The organism is Variovorax sp. J31P207, assembly GCF_030316965.1.
Lineage (GTDB): Bacteria > Pseudomonadota > Gammaproteobacteria > Burkholderiales > Burkholderiaceae_C > Variovorax > Variovorax ginsengisoli_B.
Genome location: NZ_JASZYN010000001.1, coordinates 142,143 through 157,114, shown reverse-complemented (window position 1 = coordinate 157,114; position 14,972 = coordinate 142,143). Strand labels below are relative to the sequence as shown.

The following is a 14,972-nucleotide window of genomic DNA, read 5'->3' as shown; positions in this document are numbered from 1 at the left end:
CATCAGTACGGCAATCCCAGGTAGTGGGTGCCGAGCGCAGTGAGCTGGCCGTTGGCTGCGAGCAAGCTCGTATGGTGCGGATCGCCGCCTTGCGTCCAGCGACCGGTGAACCATGCGTAGCGCAACACATCGGCACGCGACTCGCACAGGGCGACGAGCTCGCTCATCTGCGCCTTCTGCTTGTCTGTCGTGTCGATCTGCGCGCTGCCGTCTCCGCTGTGCCAGTTGGCGAGCTCGGTGATCCAGAACGGCTTGCCATACTTCGCGAGGCGGTCGAGCTGGGCCTGGAGACCGTAGTCGTACCAGTGAAACGCGAGGCAGTCGATCCGCGGATCGCGGTTGCCGTTGGCCGCGCGGTAGGCTGCGTAGAAGGCATCCAGCCACGCCACCGGATCGGCGAAACCCGGCATCGTGCCCCAGGTCATTGCAGGGCCGACCAGCTGGACGCCCGCTTGTGCAGCGATCGCCTCGTAGCGCGGCCACAGCTGCGCGGCCTGCGCAGGTGCCAGATTGGCCTGGTCACCCAGGTTCGGCTCGTTCAGCAGCAACAGGTGGCGAATGCCCGGATGCGCCTGCAGGAAGGCGAGTGCCTGCGCCGGATCGAAGTCGGCCCACAGCATGGGGACGAAATCCATCCCGAAGCGCTGGGCATGGTCCGCAGGAGCGCCGCTGTTCGGACGCAGGCCCCAGTCGTACCACCAGCTGACGCCCGGTTGGAGGGCAGTCATGTCCTGCTCGGTGGCGAGGTCGTAGGCGATGCCGCGCTTCGGGCTCTTGGCGGCACGTCCGGGGACGCCGCCCGACTCGGGTGGCGCCGCAGGTGACGCAGCGGGGCTGCCCGCCGATGCGGGCGGCGAGGCTGGCGCACCGGCCGCGCCGGCCACCGGCAGGGAAGCGGAGCCACCACCACTGCCGCCTCCGCCGCAGGCCGCAAGGCCCGTCGCGGTGACGGATGCCAATCCCATGGCCAGCAGGCGGCGGCGCTCCTCGAACGAATTCGGATTCATCTGCAGTCGGGTTTCGTCGGCATGCATCACAGGGAATTCAGGAACGCCAGGACGGCGGCCCGGTCGGCCTTGGACAGCGCTTCGAAGCTTGCACGGCTGGCAGCGGCTTCGCCGCCGTGCCACACGATGGCTTCCATCAGCGTGCGCGCGCGGCCATCGTGCAGGTAGCGCGCGCTCTGCTCGGTGCCCTGTACGTACCTGAGCGAGCCCAGTCCCCACAGCGGAGCCGTGCGCCACATGGCGGCCGTCGCCTTGCCTTCGGCCAGCGTGTCGGCCAGCCCGGGGCCCATGTCGTGCAAGAGCAGGTTCGTGTAGGGGTGGATGGTCTGGTTGCGCAACTCGGCGAAAGGATGCTTGCTGCCGGTCTTCATCTGCGGCGTGTGGCAGGCCACGCACTTGGCCTGCGCGAACAGGGCGCCGCCGCGAACGATCTGGCCGGGGTTCACGTCGTGCTCGGGCGAGACGCGGGTGTCGGCCGGAAAGCCGCTGCGCAGGCTGCGCTGCGCCGGCACCGCCAACAGCGAGAGGTAGTCCGTCAGTCGCGCCAGTTCGACCTCGGAGATCGATGTTGCCCCTGCCGCGTTGCGGCAACCGGGATCCAGGCGCTGGCAGTCGCGCGAGGGGAACACCGGGCTGGTGACGCTCATGTCCTTGAGCAACGCGTCGCCGATCTGCTGGCGCAGCGTGGCCTTCGCGGCCTTCCAGCCATAGCGGCCCAGGTGGACCTTGCCGTTTTCCGGATTGGTCACCCAGTTCGGCACACCCCGCACGCCGTCGCCGTCGCTGTCGGCGGGATCGGCCAAGGCGAGGATGGTGGTCTCGTCGATCGCTTCGATCAGTCCCATGCCCACGACCTGCGCCGCCTGCCGCACCGAGAATTGCGCCGGCACCGGTCCCTTGAAAGCGTAGACGGGTTTCTGCAGCTCGACCTTTTCCCCGTCAGGCAGCGTGTACGGCGTGATGGCGTATGACTGCACGCTCACCGACAAGTCCGTCGCTCCGGCGTCGCGGCTGCGCTGCTGCACGTTCAAGCCATAGGTCGTGTCCGCGACGGGATTGGGCCCGGTCGACGAGGCTGCCGCGGTGAGCACGGCCATCGAGTCCAGGCGGGCGCCGATGCCTGGCATGGCACTGCGGCCATTGAGCGTGTGACATGCGATGCAGCGTTCCTGGTTGAAACGCGGGCCGAGCTGCCCGACGTGGGCGGCGAACACCGGATTGTCGTCCGGGTGCTCGGAGTGCCTGCCGTCCAGGAACGATGTATGGAACAGGCGTCGGCCCTGCACGAAGCGCTTGGCGTTGACGATGCCGATGTTGTTGGACATCTGCTGGAAGACACGCATGGGCTCTTCCGAGTAGTTGTACGACAGGCTGGTCGATCCGCCCAGCAGCGTCGCCTCGGGCAGCGGTGCGGAATTCAGCCGCGGTGCCACGCCGTACCACGGAACCAGGCCCTGGCCGACGACATAGAGCTGCTCGAACGAGTAGTAGCGACTGCCCGCGCCGTCGACCACCGCCTTGCCCTTCAGGTTGTCCGCTGTCGGCTCGCCGGCGTGCATGCCGTCGCCGAAGCGCTCCATCCGCTGGGCCGGCGACAGCTCGATCACATCACCCAGCTGGAGCGCGCGGTGCGGCTGGCCCTTGGGCACGTCCCAGTAGGAATCGAATGTGATCTGGCAGTCGCGGGTGCCGGCCGCGCAGACCGGCTTGCCGCCCAGCCTTGGGTTGTTGAAGCCCGTATTCAGCGACCAGCCGTAGTCGCGCACGCCTTCGTCGTTGCTGTTTCGAAAGAGACTGAAGGTGGTGCCGTCGAAGGTGCCGTCATTGACGATCAGGGTCATCTCCACGAGCTGCTTCCCCGCCGGGACATGGTCGCGAATCTCGATGCCGTAGGTGCGGTTCTGGAAGTAGGCCGACGGGAAGGTGAGATAGCGCCCCGGCCCTTCGTCGGGCGCGGTCCAGGGTTCGCCGCGCTCGCGTGCATGGCGCTCGGTGGGACGCATCCCCATCAGCGTGACCAGCGTTCCGTCCGTTTCGCGGTACTGGATCTGTTCGGTGACGGGCGTGCTTGCTGCAAACAGCGGATAGAAGCTCGCTACGCCCAGGCTCGCGTCGACCGTCATGGGCAGCGTCGGGGGCAGGCGTGGCGAAGGCGGCACCGGATTCTGCGTGTCGACGTCGGTGCCGATGTTCCTCGGCTCCTCCGGAGCGCTGTCCGTCGGCAAGGCCTGCGTTGGAGTTGCCGCTACGGGTGGCGGCGTACCGCCGCCGGCCGGGAACGCGGAACTTCCCGCGCCGCCGCCGCAGGCGCTCAGCACCGCGCCGGCCGTAATCAAGCCCGCCAGTGCGAAGGGCGCACGCAGCAGCAGGCGTTTGGTGTCGATGTTCTTCTTGTCCACGGTGGCTTGTCCTCGTCGTTCGTGTCTGACCGACGAAAGGAGCAGCCTTCATGCCGTGGCGGCAATGGCGCGCAAGGACCCCCGATGAGACACAAATTGTCACAATTCTGGCGGACGATGACAACTGTGCCACGCGCGCGCCTCGCCGTGTGTCATTCACGTCACTTCGCGCACCGCGACGCTGCCGATGGGCGCAGCGGACTTCAGGCGGCGAGGAGTTTCAGCAGCGCCTGGGCGGCGGCGCTCGAGGATGCCGGATTCTGGCCGGTGACGAGGCGCCCATCGGTGATGGCCAGGACTTGCCAATCGTCCACTTTCTCGAACTTGCCGCCCAGCCGCTTGAGTTCATCCTCGACAAGGAAGGGCACGACGTGCGTGAGGCCGACCGCTTCTTCCTCGCTGTTGGTAAAGCCTGAGACTCGCTTCCCCTTGACGATCGAATCACCGTCGATCCTGACGTGGCGCAGGACGCCAGGTGCATGGCAAACGGCGGCAACGGGTTTGCCGACGTTGTAGAAGTCCTCGATCAAGGCGATCGAGTGCTTGTCCTCTGCAAGATCCCACAGCGGACCGTGCCCACCGGGATAGAAGACCGCGTCGAAGTCCGCGGCCTTCATGTCGGCCAGCTTCAAGGTGTTCGACAGCACCTTCGACGCCGCGGGGTCGCCCTTGAAGCGATTCGTCAAGGCGGTCTGGCCCTCTGGCGTGTCGCTCTTGGGGTCGAGGGGTGGCTGGCCGCCTCGAGGCGACGCGACCGTGATCTGGTTCCCTGCGTCGAGAAAGGTGTAGTAAGGAGCCGCGAACTCTTCCAGCCAGAATCCGGTCTGGCGACCGGTGTCTCCCAGCTTGTCGTGTGAGGTGAGGACCATCAGGATTTTCTTTGGCATGGTGTTGCTCCGAAGCGGTGGACGAACTTGGCGGGTATGCAGGCTCATGTGCCGCATCCAGCCTTTGCAGATCATGGCGGCCTTTGGCCGGGCGGGAAGGCATGGCGTTTCCCCATGTATCTGCAGCAGAGCCTCGACACACCCTGGGCGGAGCGGCCTGCCCATCCCTTGATCGGCGTCAAGTCGATCCGCCCGCCGAGTGCGAAGCTCCCCGCAATCCAAAGGAGCGGCGATGCGCATCCAGTTCTTCGGCGGCACGGGCACAGTCACCGGGTCCAAGTACCTGCTCGAGCACGAGGGCCGGCGCCTGCTCGTGGATTGCGGGCTTTTCCAGGGCGTCAAGCAATTGCGCCTGCGCAACTGGCATCCCTTGCCGACCAACGCCGCGGACATCGACGCGGTGGTGCTGACGCATGCGCACATCGATCACAGCGGGTTCGTTCCGCGGCTGGTCAACCTGGGCTTCAAGGGCCCGGTGTACTGCACCGAAGCCACGTTCGAGTTGTGCAAGCTGCTGTTGCCGGATTCGGCCCGGCTCCAGGAGGAAGAGGCCGATTTCGCCAACCGCCACGGCCACTCCAGGCACCAGCCCGCATTGCCGCTCTATACCGAGCGGGATGCCCGCGATGCATTGAAGCGCTTCGAGGTCGTGCCCTTCGGCGAGGAGCAAGTCCCGTGGCCGGGGTGGTCGTGGCGGCTGACGCGCGCCGGCCACATCCTCGGCGCGGCCAGCCTGCGTGTCGGCTGGACGGGCGGAAGCCTTCTTTTCTCGGGCGACCTGGGCCGCAGCGACGATCTGCTCATGCGGCCGCCGGAGCCTCCCCCGCCGGCCGACTACGTCGTCGTCGAATCCACCTATGGCGACCGGCTGCACCGCGACGTCGACACCTTGTCGGCCCTTGCCGCCGTGGTGAACCGCACCGCGGCGCGCGGTGGCATCGTGGTGATCCCGGCTTTTGCGGTGGGCCGCGCGCAGACGCTCCTGCATGCCGTCCATCTGCTCAAGCAGGCCCGGCGGATTCCCAACATGCCGGTCTACCTCGACAGCCCGATGGCCGCAGATGTCACGCGCATCTATCGTCACCATGGCGACGAGCATCTGCTGGGGCCCGAGCAATGCGCCGCGATGAGCGCGGAGGCCACTGTCGTCAACACCATCGAGGAGTCGAAGCGGCTCGATGCGCTGACCTATCCCTCCATCATCGTGTCTGCGAGCGGCATGGCCACCGGCGGGCGCGTGCTTCATCACATCAAGACCTACGCGCCTGAAGCAAGGAACACGATCCTGTTCGCCGGCTTCCAGGCGGCCGGAACGCGCGGCGCGACGCTCGTCGGAGGTGCGAAGGAGGTGAAGATCCACGGCGCCTACGTGCCGGTGCGGGCCGAGATCGCCGTGCTCGACACCTTGTCCGCGCACGCCGACCGCGCCCAGCTCCTGGCCTGGCTGGACGCACTGCCGGCGCCGAGACGGGTCTTCGTGACCCACGGCGAACCGGTGGCTGCCGATTCGCTGCGGCTGGCGATCGAAGAGCGGCACGGCTGGCCGGTGACGGTGCCGGACTACCTCGAGAGCTTCGAGCTCTGAGGCGCCGGCTCGCGCCATGGCCTTCGATCGGTTGCCCGCCCGGCGCGCCGGCATCGACACCTACCAGCAGCCCGTGGTCTACCTGCGCAGCGATTGCCCGGTATGCCGCGCCGAGGGCTTCGAGGCGCAGACGCAGGTGGAGGTGATCGCCGGGCACCGGCACGTGCTCGCCATCCTGAATCACGTGACCAGCGACTGGCTCCGGAGCGACGAGATCGCGCTGTCCGAGGCCGCATGGAGCCTGTTGGGGGTGGTCGACGGCGAGGCCGTGGAGGTGCGCCATCCGCCGCAGCTGGATTCGCTGGCGCACCTGCGCGCCAAGGTGCATGGCGGCAAGCTGGGGTACGAGGCCTTGCGGGCACTGATGGAAGACGTGAGTCGCGGCCGCGTGTCGGACATCCACCTTGCTTCCTTCGTGACGGTGTGCGCAGGGGGTGGCCTCGACTTCGACGAGACCGTGGCGTTGACCAAGGCCATGGTCGACGTCGGCGAGCGAATCGACTGGGGAACGTCGCCCGTCATGGACAAGCACTGCATCGGCGGGCTGCCCGGAAACCGGACCACGCTGCTGGTGGTGCCGGTCGTCACGGCTTGCGGCATCACGATGCCCAAGACTTCCTCGCGCGCCATCACGTCGGCCGCCGGCACCGCGGATGCCATGGAAACGCTGGCGCCGGTCGCCCTGGAGCTGTCTGCGATGCGGCGCGTGGTGGAGCGCGAAGGCGGCTGCATCGTCTGGGGCGGCACCACCCGGATCAGTCCGGCCGACGACATGCTGATCCGCGTGGAGCGCCCGCTCAGTCTCGACAGCGAAGGCCTGCTCGTTGCTTCGATCCTTTCCAAGAAGGCCGCGGTGGGTTCGCAGCGGGTGCTGATCGACCTGCCGGTGGGGCCGCAGACCAAGGTGCGCAGCGCGCCGGCCGCTGGCCGGCTCTCGCACAGCCTGGTCTCCGTCGGCGCCGCGCTGGGCCTGCAAGTGCGCACCGTGCTGACCGATGGTTCGCAGCCGGTCGGTCGCGGCATCGGGCCGGCGCTGGAGGCCATCGATGTCATGGCGGTGCTCGAACGCATGCCCGATGCGCCAGCCGACCTGCGCGAGCGTGCGCTGGAACTCGCCGGGCTGGTGCTGGAAATGGCGGGGCGGGCTGCGATGGGAAGCGGGCGGGCCATGGCGCGTGAAGTTCTGGACGACGGCCGCGCACTGGCCAAGTTCATATCGATCTGCGAAGCCCAGGGCGGCCTTCGGATTCCGCCCAGGGCGGCGCATGCCCACGTGGTTGCGGCGCCGGCGAGCGGCGTGGTGCAGGCGATCGACACCCGGCTCCTGTCGCGGGTGGCCAAGCTCGCCGGCGCGCCGCGTGATCCGGCGGCCGGGGCCACGGTGCACGTGCGCCAGGGGGACCGGGTCGAGCTCGGACAACCCCTCTACAGCTTGCATGCCGAGAGCCCGGGGGCACTGCGCTATGCATTGGCGTTCACGCGCTCGCAGTTGCCGGTCGCGCGCGTGGAGGCCGGGCCATGAGCGCTCACCCTCGGGGAATCGTGTCGAGCAGCACCGTCTGGATCACGCAACGGTGGTTTGCCGATCGGCGAAGCTCTTCGATCGGACGGCCCTCGGCATGCAGCGACCAGGTCGATGGGCGGGTCGCGTCGACGACATAGGCTGCGTCGTTCGACGCCGTGTGCCTGGCTTCGGCGACCTGCAGCGCGAAGCCGAGTTCCCGTGCCGCTGCGAGGAAGATGCGGCCGCGCCGCGTGCGCGGGTCGCCGAGGAAGATGATGCCCGTCTTCACGGCCTGCGGCGATCCGAGGTCGCAGAGTGTCAGGAGGTCAGCGATCACACGGGCCGGATGGTCGTCCAGGCCCAGCCCGGCGTAGACGGGTACCCCGGCCTCTCGCTCGATCCGGCGAACCGTCGACGACGGCAACGTGTCGCAGTCGATCGCGTCGTACATCCGCCCCAGAAGCCGCGCCAGCGCCCCGATGTCCACCTGCCTGGAAGCGTCGGCCTCGAAGGGGACTTCGGCGACGCGGGCGCCCAGGTCTTGGGCTGCGCGATGGAGTGGCGACACTTCTCGGCCCGCGGGCCTCGCCATCAGCAAGGCCAGGTTCCTGCCGCGCAAGGGGTTGCCGGTAGCCCCCGCATCCGAATCCGCCCGCAGGCGCCGGGCCGCGGCAAAGAGGGCGACGATCTTTGCGGCCGCCAGCGGTTCATCGGGTTGCCAGGTGCCGGCATGAGAGGAAGAAGGCTTCACAGCTGCAACGGTATGGCTTTTGCGGTCCGCGGATTTGACGGCGGTCAACAAAGCGGGGCCGCGGTCGCGGTTACCGATCTGACACGAAGCATTCACCCGCTGTTACCCAGACCCCCATGGCGTTGGCGCATCTGTTGCACTCGCTTCCTAAGCTGGGGTCCATCAATCTGCCAGGAGCCAGTGATGACTGAAGTGACGAACACCCCGAATCGCCCGGTATCTGTCGTCGGCCGTATCGCCGACACGCTGCAGCTGCTGCAGGACAGCATGCCCATCCAGCGGCGCATCGTTCGCGCCGGCGACTCGGTGTACCAGGTGGGCCAATCGTTCGGCTGCCTCTACATCGTGAACTCCGGCTACTTCAAGATGGTCAATCTCTCGGGCGAGGGTCGGGAGCAGGTGGTCGGCCTCTATTTCAAGGGCGACTGGCTGGGGCTGGACGGCATCGCCACATCGCACTACGCCTGCGACGCGGTGGCCATGGACACCGGGGAGGTCTGGGCCATTCGCTACGATGCGCTGATCCAGGCCGCCGTGCGGACGCCCGCGCTGCTCACCGTGCTGCACGAGGCCATGAGCCGCGAACTGACCCGTGAGCACGACTCGATGTTGTCGCTGTGCACGCTGCCCGCCGATGCGCGCGTGGCGGGTTTCCTTCGCTACTGGACCGACGCGCTGGCCCAGCGCGGCCAGCGCACCGACCAGATCACCTTGCGCATGACGCGGGCCGAGATCGGCAACTACCTCGGCATGACCCTCGAAAGCGTCAGCCGGGCACTGTCGCGCCTGGCACGCGGGGACGTGATCCGGTTCACGGAGAAGGGCCGGCGCGACATCCATATCCCGCAGGTCGAGGCGCTCACCGCCTTCATCCAAGGAGCGACGGTCGCGCCGATGGCGGGCGCGCTTCACTGAGACGATTCGAGAGCCCGGGCGATGGCCTGCTCGAGGTCGGCCCGCGTGAAGGGCTTGCGAAGCAGTTCGCGGCCCCGTGGCTCGCCCGGCAATTCGCTGGAATAGCCGGACATCAGCAGCACCCGAAGCCCGGGCCGCAGCGCGATCGCCGCATCCGCCAGCTCGGTGCCGCGCAGGCCCGGGCCGAGCAGGATGTCCGTCAGCAGCAACCCGACGGGCTGGTCCGTCGCCAGCATTCGAAGGGCCTCCTCGGCATCGGCGCAGGCGGTGACTTCGAACGCCATCGCGTCGAGGAACCGCGCGACCACGCTGCGAACTTCGGGGTCGTCTTCCACCAGCAGGACGCGCAGTCCCTCCGGCACGTGGCTGGCACCGCGTTCGAGACCGTCATCGGCGAGGCCGTCATGGTCGGCTCGCGGCAGGAAGATCGTGACGGTGGTTCCGTGCCCCAAGGTGCTCGCGAGGCTCACGGCGCCGTGCGACTGCCTGGCAAAGCCGTAGACCGTCGACAGGCCGAGGCCGGTGCCGCGGCCGGTCTCCTTGGTCGTGAAGAAGGGTTCGAAGGCGCGCGCCTTGATGGCTTCCGGCATGCCGAGCCCGGTGTCCGTGATGGCGATCGACGCGAATCCATGCGATGGTGAATCGCCCCGCTGGGCCTCCAGGCCGTCCGGCAACGCCGCCACGGCCCGGCAAGTGAATGACAGGGTCCCGCCTTGCGGCATGGCGTCGCGTGCATTGATGGCCACGTTGAGCAGGGCGGACTCGAGCTGCCCGGGGTCCGCCACGCAAAGCACTTCGTGCGCATCGAGGGTGATGCCGATGCGCTGGTCCAGCGTGCGTCGAAGCATGTTCGTCAGGGACTCCAGCAGGGCGGCGACGTCGACGATCGTCGGCTGGAGCATCTGGCGCCGGGAAAACGCGAGCAGCTTTCCCGTCAGTTCGGCGCCGCGTCGGGTGGCGCGGGTGGCGGCGCCGACGACCTGCTGCACCAGGGGGTCGCGAGCGTAGGCCGGTGCATCTTCGAGCACCTGGAGATTGCCCGAGATCACCGTGAGCAGGTTGTTGAAATCGTGCGCCACGCCGCCGGTCAGCTGGCCGACGCTCTCGAGCCGCTGGGCGTGGTTGAGCGCCTCTTCGCTGCTCTCGCGCTGCATCACCGTGGCGAGCATGCTCGACAGCGACTCCAGGAAGCGGACTTCGTCGTCGCCGAAGCGCTTCAGCACGCGTGAGCGAACGGCGAGCGTTCCGATGGTGCGGCCCCGGTCCGCCAGCGGCACCGAGAGTTCGCACACCAGGCCGGCCTCGACGTAGAGCGACGGGACCCGAAAGCGCCCCTCGTGCGCGTAGTCGCTCAGGAGCACCGGGTTGCCGTGCGCCACCACGTGGCCGGAGGGAGATCCGGGTTCGTTGGGGATCCGGTCGCCGATGGCTTCCTGGGGCAGCAGTCCCACGCCGGCGACGATGCGGAAGTGCGTGCCGTCCGGCTCGAGCAACAGGATCTTGGCCTGCTCGACCTGCAATGCTTCCGCCACGATGGTGGGAACGAGGTCGATCAGCTTCCTCGAATCGCGCGCGTCGACGGCATGCCGGCCGAACTGGGCCAGGCATTCGGCGTAGCGGGCGCGCTGCAAGGCCTGCTTCACGCGCGGGTAGGCGCCGACACCGCGGATCGCGGCCACGACGTAGGGCAGGCCGTGATCCTGCAACGGACTCAGCGCGATCTCGACCATCACCTCGCTGCCGTCGCGCCGCTTGGCCACCAGGTCCATCTGCGTGCCCATTGGTCGAGGGCGCGGATGGTCGGCGTAGGCCTTGCGATAGGCCGCGTGGCGCGGACGGATGGCGTCGGGCACCAGCGCATCGACCGGCAGGCCGATCAACTCGGTCTCGGCATGGCCCAGCAGTTCCAGTGCGGCGGGATTCGCGAGGCGGATCACTCCTTGCTCGTCGATCAGGAGGAGGGCGTCGGGGTAGGCGAGAAAGAGCGAGCGAAACACCGCCCCGTCGTCGAATCCCGAGGCAGCGAGCGGGGCCGGCATCAGGCCGCCTCGACCTTGGGGACGAGGATATAGCCGGCGCCACGAACCGACTTGATGATCTGCGGCGTCTCGGGGTCGGCCTCGATCTTCCGGCGCAGCCTCCCGATCTGCACGTCGATCGTGCGGTCGAAGGGCCCCCCGTCGCGGCCGCGCGTATGCTCGAGCAGGAAGTCGCGCGACAGCACCCGCCCCGGATGGGTCGCCAGCGTATTCAGGAGGTCGAACTCGCCCGTGGTCAGCGCCACTTCCTGGCCCTTGGGGTCCAGCAGCCGTCGCGCGGCGGTGTCGAGCTCCCACTGTGCGAAGCGCAGCATCGTGACGGGCGCAGCCGTGGCACGGGCCGGCGGCGCGTCGGAAGGCGCGAGGCGGCGCAGCACCGCCTTGATGCGCGCCACCAGTTCCCGCAGGTCGAAAGGCTTGGTGACGTAGTCGTCAGCGCCCACTTCCAGGCCGACCACCTTGTCGACCGCGTCGCCCCGTCCGGTGACGATGACCAGGCCGCATCGCCAGTGTTCGCGCAGCTGGCGAGCGATGGCAAAGCCGTCTTCGCCCGGGAGGCCCAGGTCGAGCAGCACCAGCGCCGGTACGTCGCTCGCCATCAGTTCGAAGAGCGCCGCGCCGGTGTGGACCTGGCTGACTCGAAAGCCTTGGCCCGCCAGGTAGCTGGCAAGGAGCTGCGTGATGTCCGCTTCGTCGTCGAGGACGGCAAGGTGGGTGGGGCTGGTCACCGGGCCATATTAGCCTCGGACCCGGCCGGATCGCAACAGCGCGGTTACCGGCCCGCGTGCGCGTCAGTGACGTCGCTTCGCCTCGGTCTTGGTCTGGCAGGCGGCGCAGCGTATCGCCGTGGGCTGGGCGAGCAGCCTCTCGAGGGGAATCTCCTCGTTGCAGTCGATGCACAGGCCGTAGAGTCCGTTTGCCAGGCGCTGCTGCGCCTGCTCGACGTCGAGAAGGGTGTTCCGGTCCACCTCGATCTCGGCGAAACGCACGTCGTCCAGCCGTTCGGCCTCGGCATCGTCGGCGTGGCTGTGGACCTCGTGCTCGCCGGCGAGCACGCCGCCCTGGAGCGGCGTGCCGGCCGCCGCGAGTTCGTTCAGCACCTCGCGCTTTCGGGCCTGGAGTCGCCGGGCGAGATCTTCGAGGTCTGACGGATTGAGGTGTTTCATGGGCTTCGGTCCTTCGGTTGATTCGGTCGTTGCAGCGGCGCCGGCGGCACGAGCACCGCCGCACCCTGGAGGCGGCCCGCCCGCAGGTCCGCGATCGCCTCGTTCGCCCGGTCCAGCGCATAGGTCGTGACGTGGACCTTCGGCGGATCCGCCCGCACGACCTGGAGGAACTCGCGCGCATCGGCGCGCGTGAGGTTGGCCACCGAGACGAGCTGGCGCTCTTCCCACAGCAGCCGGTACGGGAAGGCGGGGATGTCCGTCATGTGGATGCCGCCGCAGACCACGCGGCCCCCTTTTCGTACCGCCCTCAAGGCCAACGGCACCAGCTCGCCCGCGGGCGCGAAGATGATCGCGGCGTCCAGCGCGTGCGGCGGCTGCACGTCCGCACTGCCGGCCCATGCGGCGCCGAGGCTGAGCGCGAAGGCCTGGCTCGCCGCATCGCCGGCGCGCGTGAAGGCGTGGACCGTCCGGCCCTGGGCCACCGCGACCTGGGTGACCAGGTGTGCGGCGGCGCCGAAACCGTAGATGCCAAGCTGCCGGGCGTCGTCGCCGGCGGCCTTCAGGCTGCGCCACCCGATCAGGCCGGCGCAGAGCAGGGGTGCGATCCGGGCCGGCTCCTGGGCCAGGTCGCCCAGCGGCAGGCAGAAATCGGCCTCGGCCAGCACGTGGGTCGCGAAGCCGCCGTCGCGGTGATAGCCCGTGAAGCGCGGCGTGTCGCACAGGTTCTCGCGGCCGGCGCCGCAGAAGGCGCAGTGCCCGCAGCTGTGGCCGAGCCAGGGGACGCCGACGCGGTCTCCGACGGCCAGCGAGCGGACGTCCGCACCCAGCGCCTCGACCTCGCCGACGATTTCATGGCCCGGCACGATGGGCAGCACGGAGGGCGGCAGGTCGCCGTCGATCACGTGCAGGTCGGTGCGGCAGACGGCGCAGGCCAGCACGCGAAGTCGAACCTCGCCGGAGGCGGGCTCGGGCAGCGGGCGCTGCGTCATCTGCAGCGGCTGCTTCGGCCCATGAAGAACCATCGCCTGCATCATGGCGTGTGAGATCAGGCCTCGACGAGAAGGTTGTTCACGACCTTCGCCACGCCCGGTGCCGACCACGCGGCGCCTTGCGCGGCCCTGCGTTCCGCCCAGGACTTGACCGTGCCCCGCAGCGTGACCTGGGCGCCATCGACAAGCACCTGGATGTGCCTGGCCTCGCGATCGGCCTGCCGCTTCAGGGCATCGCTGATCTTCCGCTCGACGTCGACCGCCGTGAACCGGTTCTTGACCTCGACCAGGTTGGTGACGCCCTTGACGCCCAGCAGATGGCGCACGGCGACTTCGGCCGCCCGGCGCTGGTACGCCCATTCCACGCCGCCGCTCAGCGTGATCCAGCCGCCCTCCACCATCGGGTGGACCGCGTCGTCCGGCACCAGCACGTTCCATTCGAGGGCGTTCTCCGCCGCCTTGGCGATGTCGGCGTCGGTGCGTTCGCTGCCGGCCGGAAGCCGGACCGACATCTCGACGGCCAGTGCCTTCACACCCTTGACCCGCTGCACGGCGCGCTCGATGGCATGCTTCTGCGAATGGCTGGACGGATGCCCGCTCAGCGTGACGACGCCATCCTTGACGATCACGCCGATGTCGGTGGCATTCATCGTGATCGCAGGATCGAAGTTCAGTTCGGCGACGATGTCGCTTCGCAGCATGGCATCGGATTTCATGAAGGCTCCTTCGTCGATGGACGGTTCACTGTAGGGAGTGCCGGCCTGCGCGGGCTTGCGCTGGATCAAGTGCCAGTCCGGCGAGGCGGCCTTGATGGAAATCAAGGCCCGCGGCCAGTCGACGCCCGAAGATCGCCGTTCGTCTCCCTTCGCCTGGAACCGTCATGAAACTCGGAACGATCCTGGTCCATCTCGACTATTCGGAACACTGTGCCGGTCGCGTGGGTATCGCCGCGACCCTGGCCAGGCAGCACGGCAGCCATCTGATCGGCCTGGTGCCCACCGGTCTCTACGACGGCGTCATTCCCGCCGAGGCCATTGCGGGAAAGGACACCGATTTCATCGCCGCGTCGGCCGACTTCCTGCGCGTGCGCGCCGAAGGCATCGCCCACACCTTCAGGAAGCTGATCGAGGGAGCGCCGTCGATATCGTCCGAGGTCCGGCTGGTGGATCAACCCTCGGTCGATGCGGTCGTCCTGCACGGACGCACCAGCGACCTGGTCATCGTCGGCCAGTCCCAGCCTGGCGACACGGACACGACGACCGCCCGCGACCTGCCGGAGCAGGTCGTCCTGCATGCGGGCCGCCCGGTGCTCGTGCTGCCTCGCGCGAAGTGCGCTCGCGAACTCGGCAAGAACGTGCTGGTCGCGTGGGACGGCAGCCGCGAGGCCGCCATCGCGTTGCGCGATGCACTGTTGCTGCTCTCGAAGGCCGCCAGCGTTGCGCTGGTGTCGTGGCGCGCAAGCGCCGCGCCGGTCGACGACAGCGACCTGCGGATCCCTCAGATCCTTGCCTGGCTCCGGCGTCACGGCATCGAGGCGAAGGCCGTCCAGCATGTGGCTTCCGAGGGACTCGCCGATGCGCTGCTGTCGCATGCTGCGCGGGAGGATGCGGGACTGGTCGTGATGGGCGGCTACGGCCACACCCGCATCCGCGAGCTGGTGCTGGGCAGCGTGACCCGAGGAATCTTCGAGCGCATGGACGTTCCGATCCTGATGGCGCATTGAGTGCCGC

The 14,972-nt window shown here is 68.4% G+C and carries 13 protein-coding genes; 4 read left to right on the top strand and 9 right to left on the bottom strand.

From position 1 onward, the window contains the following. Window positions 1-2: 2 nt before the first annotated feature. The 3 genes from QTI68_RS00740 to QTI68_RS00730 all read right to left on the bottom strand — a co-directional run bounded on the left by QTI68_RS00740 (window position 3) and on the right by QTI68_RS00730 (window position 4,293). Window positions 3-1,034 carry a glycosyl hydrolase gene (locus tag QTI68_RS00740; RefSeq protein WP_286518982.1) on the bottom strand — a complete coding sequence of 344 codons (1,032 nt, stop codon included), beginning with the start codon at window positions 1,032-1,034 and terminating at the stop codon, window positions 3-5. After that, a complete protein-coding gene (locus QTI68_RS00735) occupies window positions 1,034-3,406 on the bottom strand; it encodes a di-heme oxidoreductase family protein (protein ID WP_286518980.1) in 2,373 nt (790 codons plus the stop codon). Before QTI68_RS00735 ends, QTI68_RS00740 begins: the two co-directional genes overlap by 1 nt. Window positions 3,407-3,609: 203 nt before the next feature. After that, window positions 3,610-4,293, bottom strand: coding sequence for a type 1 glutamine amidotransferase domain-containing protein (locus QTI68_RS00730; protein WP_286518978.1), 684 nt, complete (start codon window positions 4,291-4,293; stop codon window positions 3,610-3,612). A gap of 232 nt (window positions 4,294-4,525) precedes the next feature. Between QTI68_RS00730 and QTI68_RS00725 the strand changes: the two genes are divergently transcribed. Together QTI68_RS00725 and QTI68_RS00720 are read left to right on the top strand one after the other, a co-directional pair. Further along, window positions 4,526-5,878: an MBL fold metallo-hydrolase gene (locus QTI68_RS00725; RefSeq protein WP_286518977.1), complete on the top strand. Its 1,353-nt coding sequence runs from the start codon at window positions 4,526-4,528 to the stop codon at window positions 5,876-5,878. A 16-nt stretch (window positions 5,879-5,894) separates the two neighbouring features. Then, a complete protein-coding gene (locus QTI68_RS00720) occupies window positions 5,895-7,400 on the top strand; it encodes a thymidine phosphorylase family protein (RefSeq protein WP_286518976.1) in 1,506 nt (501 codons plus the stop codon). 4 nt (window positions 7,401-7,404) lie between these two features. Here QTI68_RS00720 and QTI68_RS00715 read toward each other — a convergent pair whose 3' ends face one another. Beyond that, a complete protein-coding gene (locus QTI68_RS00715) occupies window positions 7,405-8,181 on the bottom strand; it encodes a Rossmann-fold NAD(P)-binding domain-containing protein (RefSeq protein WP_286518975.1) in 777 nt (258 codons plus the stop codon). A gap of 135 nt (window positions 8,182-8,316) precedes the next feature. Here QTI68_RS00715 and QTI68_RS00710 point away from each other — a divergent pair, with 135 nt between their 5' ends. Beyond that, a complete protein-coding gene (locus QTI68_RS00710; protein ID WP_286518973.1) occupies window positions 8,317-9,048 on the top strand; it encodes a Crp/Fnr family transcriptional regulator in 732 nt (243 codons plus the stop codon). Here QTI68_RS00710 and QTI68_RS00705 read toward each other — a convergent pair. From QTI68_RS00705 to QTI68_RS00685, 5 genes are all read right to left on the bottom strand, one after another. Next, on the bottom strand, window positions 9,042-11,087 hold the full coding sequence (locus QTI68_RS00705; protein ID WP_286518972.1) for a PAS domain S-box protein: 2,046 nt from the start codon (window positions 11,085-11,087) through the stop codon (window positions 9,042-9,044). The genes QTI68_RS00710 and QTI68_RS00705 overlap by 7 nt on opposite strands. Then, the gene (locus tag QTI68_RS00700; protein WP_286518970.1) at window positions 11,087-11,815 is read right to left on the bottom strand and encodes a winged helix-turn-helix domain-containing protein; all 729 of its coding nucleotides are present in this window, start codon (window positions 11,813-11,815) and stop codon (window positions 11,087-11,089) included. The genes QTI68_RS00705 and QTI68_RS00700 overlap by 1 nt, the downstream gene beginning before the upstream one ends. Window positions 11,816-11,878: 63 nt before the next feature. Then, window positions 11,879-12,253, bottom strand: coding sequence for a TraR/DksA family transcriptional regulator (locus tag QTI68_RS00695; protein WP_286518968.1), 375 nt, complete (start codon window positions 12,251-12,253; stop codon window positions 11,879-11,881). After that, window positions 12,250-13,284: a zinc-dependent alcohol dehydrogenase family protein gene (locus tag QTI68_RS00690; protein WP_353506401.1), complete on the bottom strand. Its 1,035-nt coding sequence runs from the start codon at window positions 13,282-13,284 to the stop codon at window positions 12,250-12,252. Before QTI68_RS00690 ends, QTI68_RS00695 begins: the two co-directional genes overlap by 4 nt. Before the next feature lie 14 nt (window positions 13,285-13,298). Continuing rightward, a complete protein-coding gene (locus QTI68_RS00685) occupies window positions 13,299-13,958 on the bottom strand; it encodes a BON domain-containing protein (RefSeq protein WP_286518966.1) in 660 nt (219 codons plus the stop codon). 164 nt (window positions 13,959-14,122) lie between these two features. Here QTI68_RS00685 and QTI68_RS00680 point away from each other — a divergent pair, with 164 nt between their 5' ends. Continuing rightward, window positions 14,123-14,965, top strand: coding sequence for a universal stress protein (locus QTI68_RS00680; RefSeq protein WP_286518964.1), 843 nt, complete (start codon window positions 14,123-14,125; stop codon window positions 14,963-14,965). Window positions 14,966-14,972: the final 7 nt, after the last annotated feature.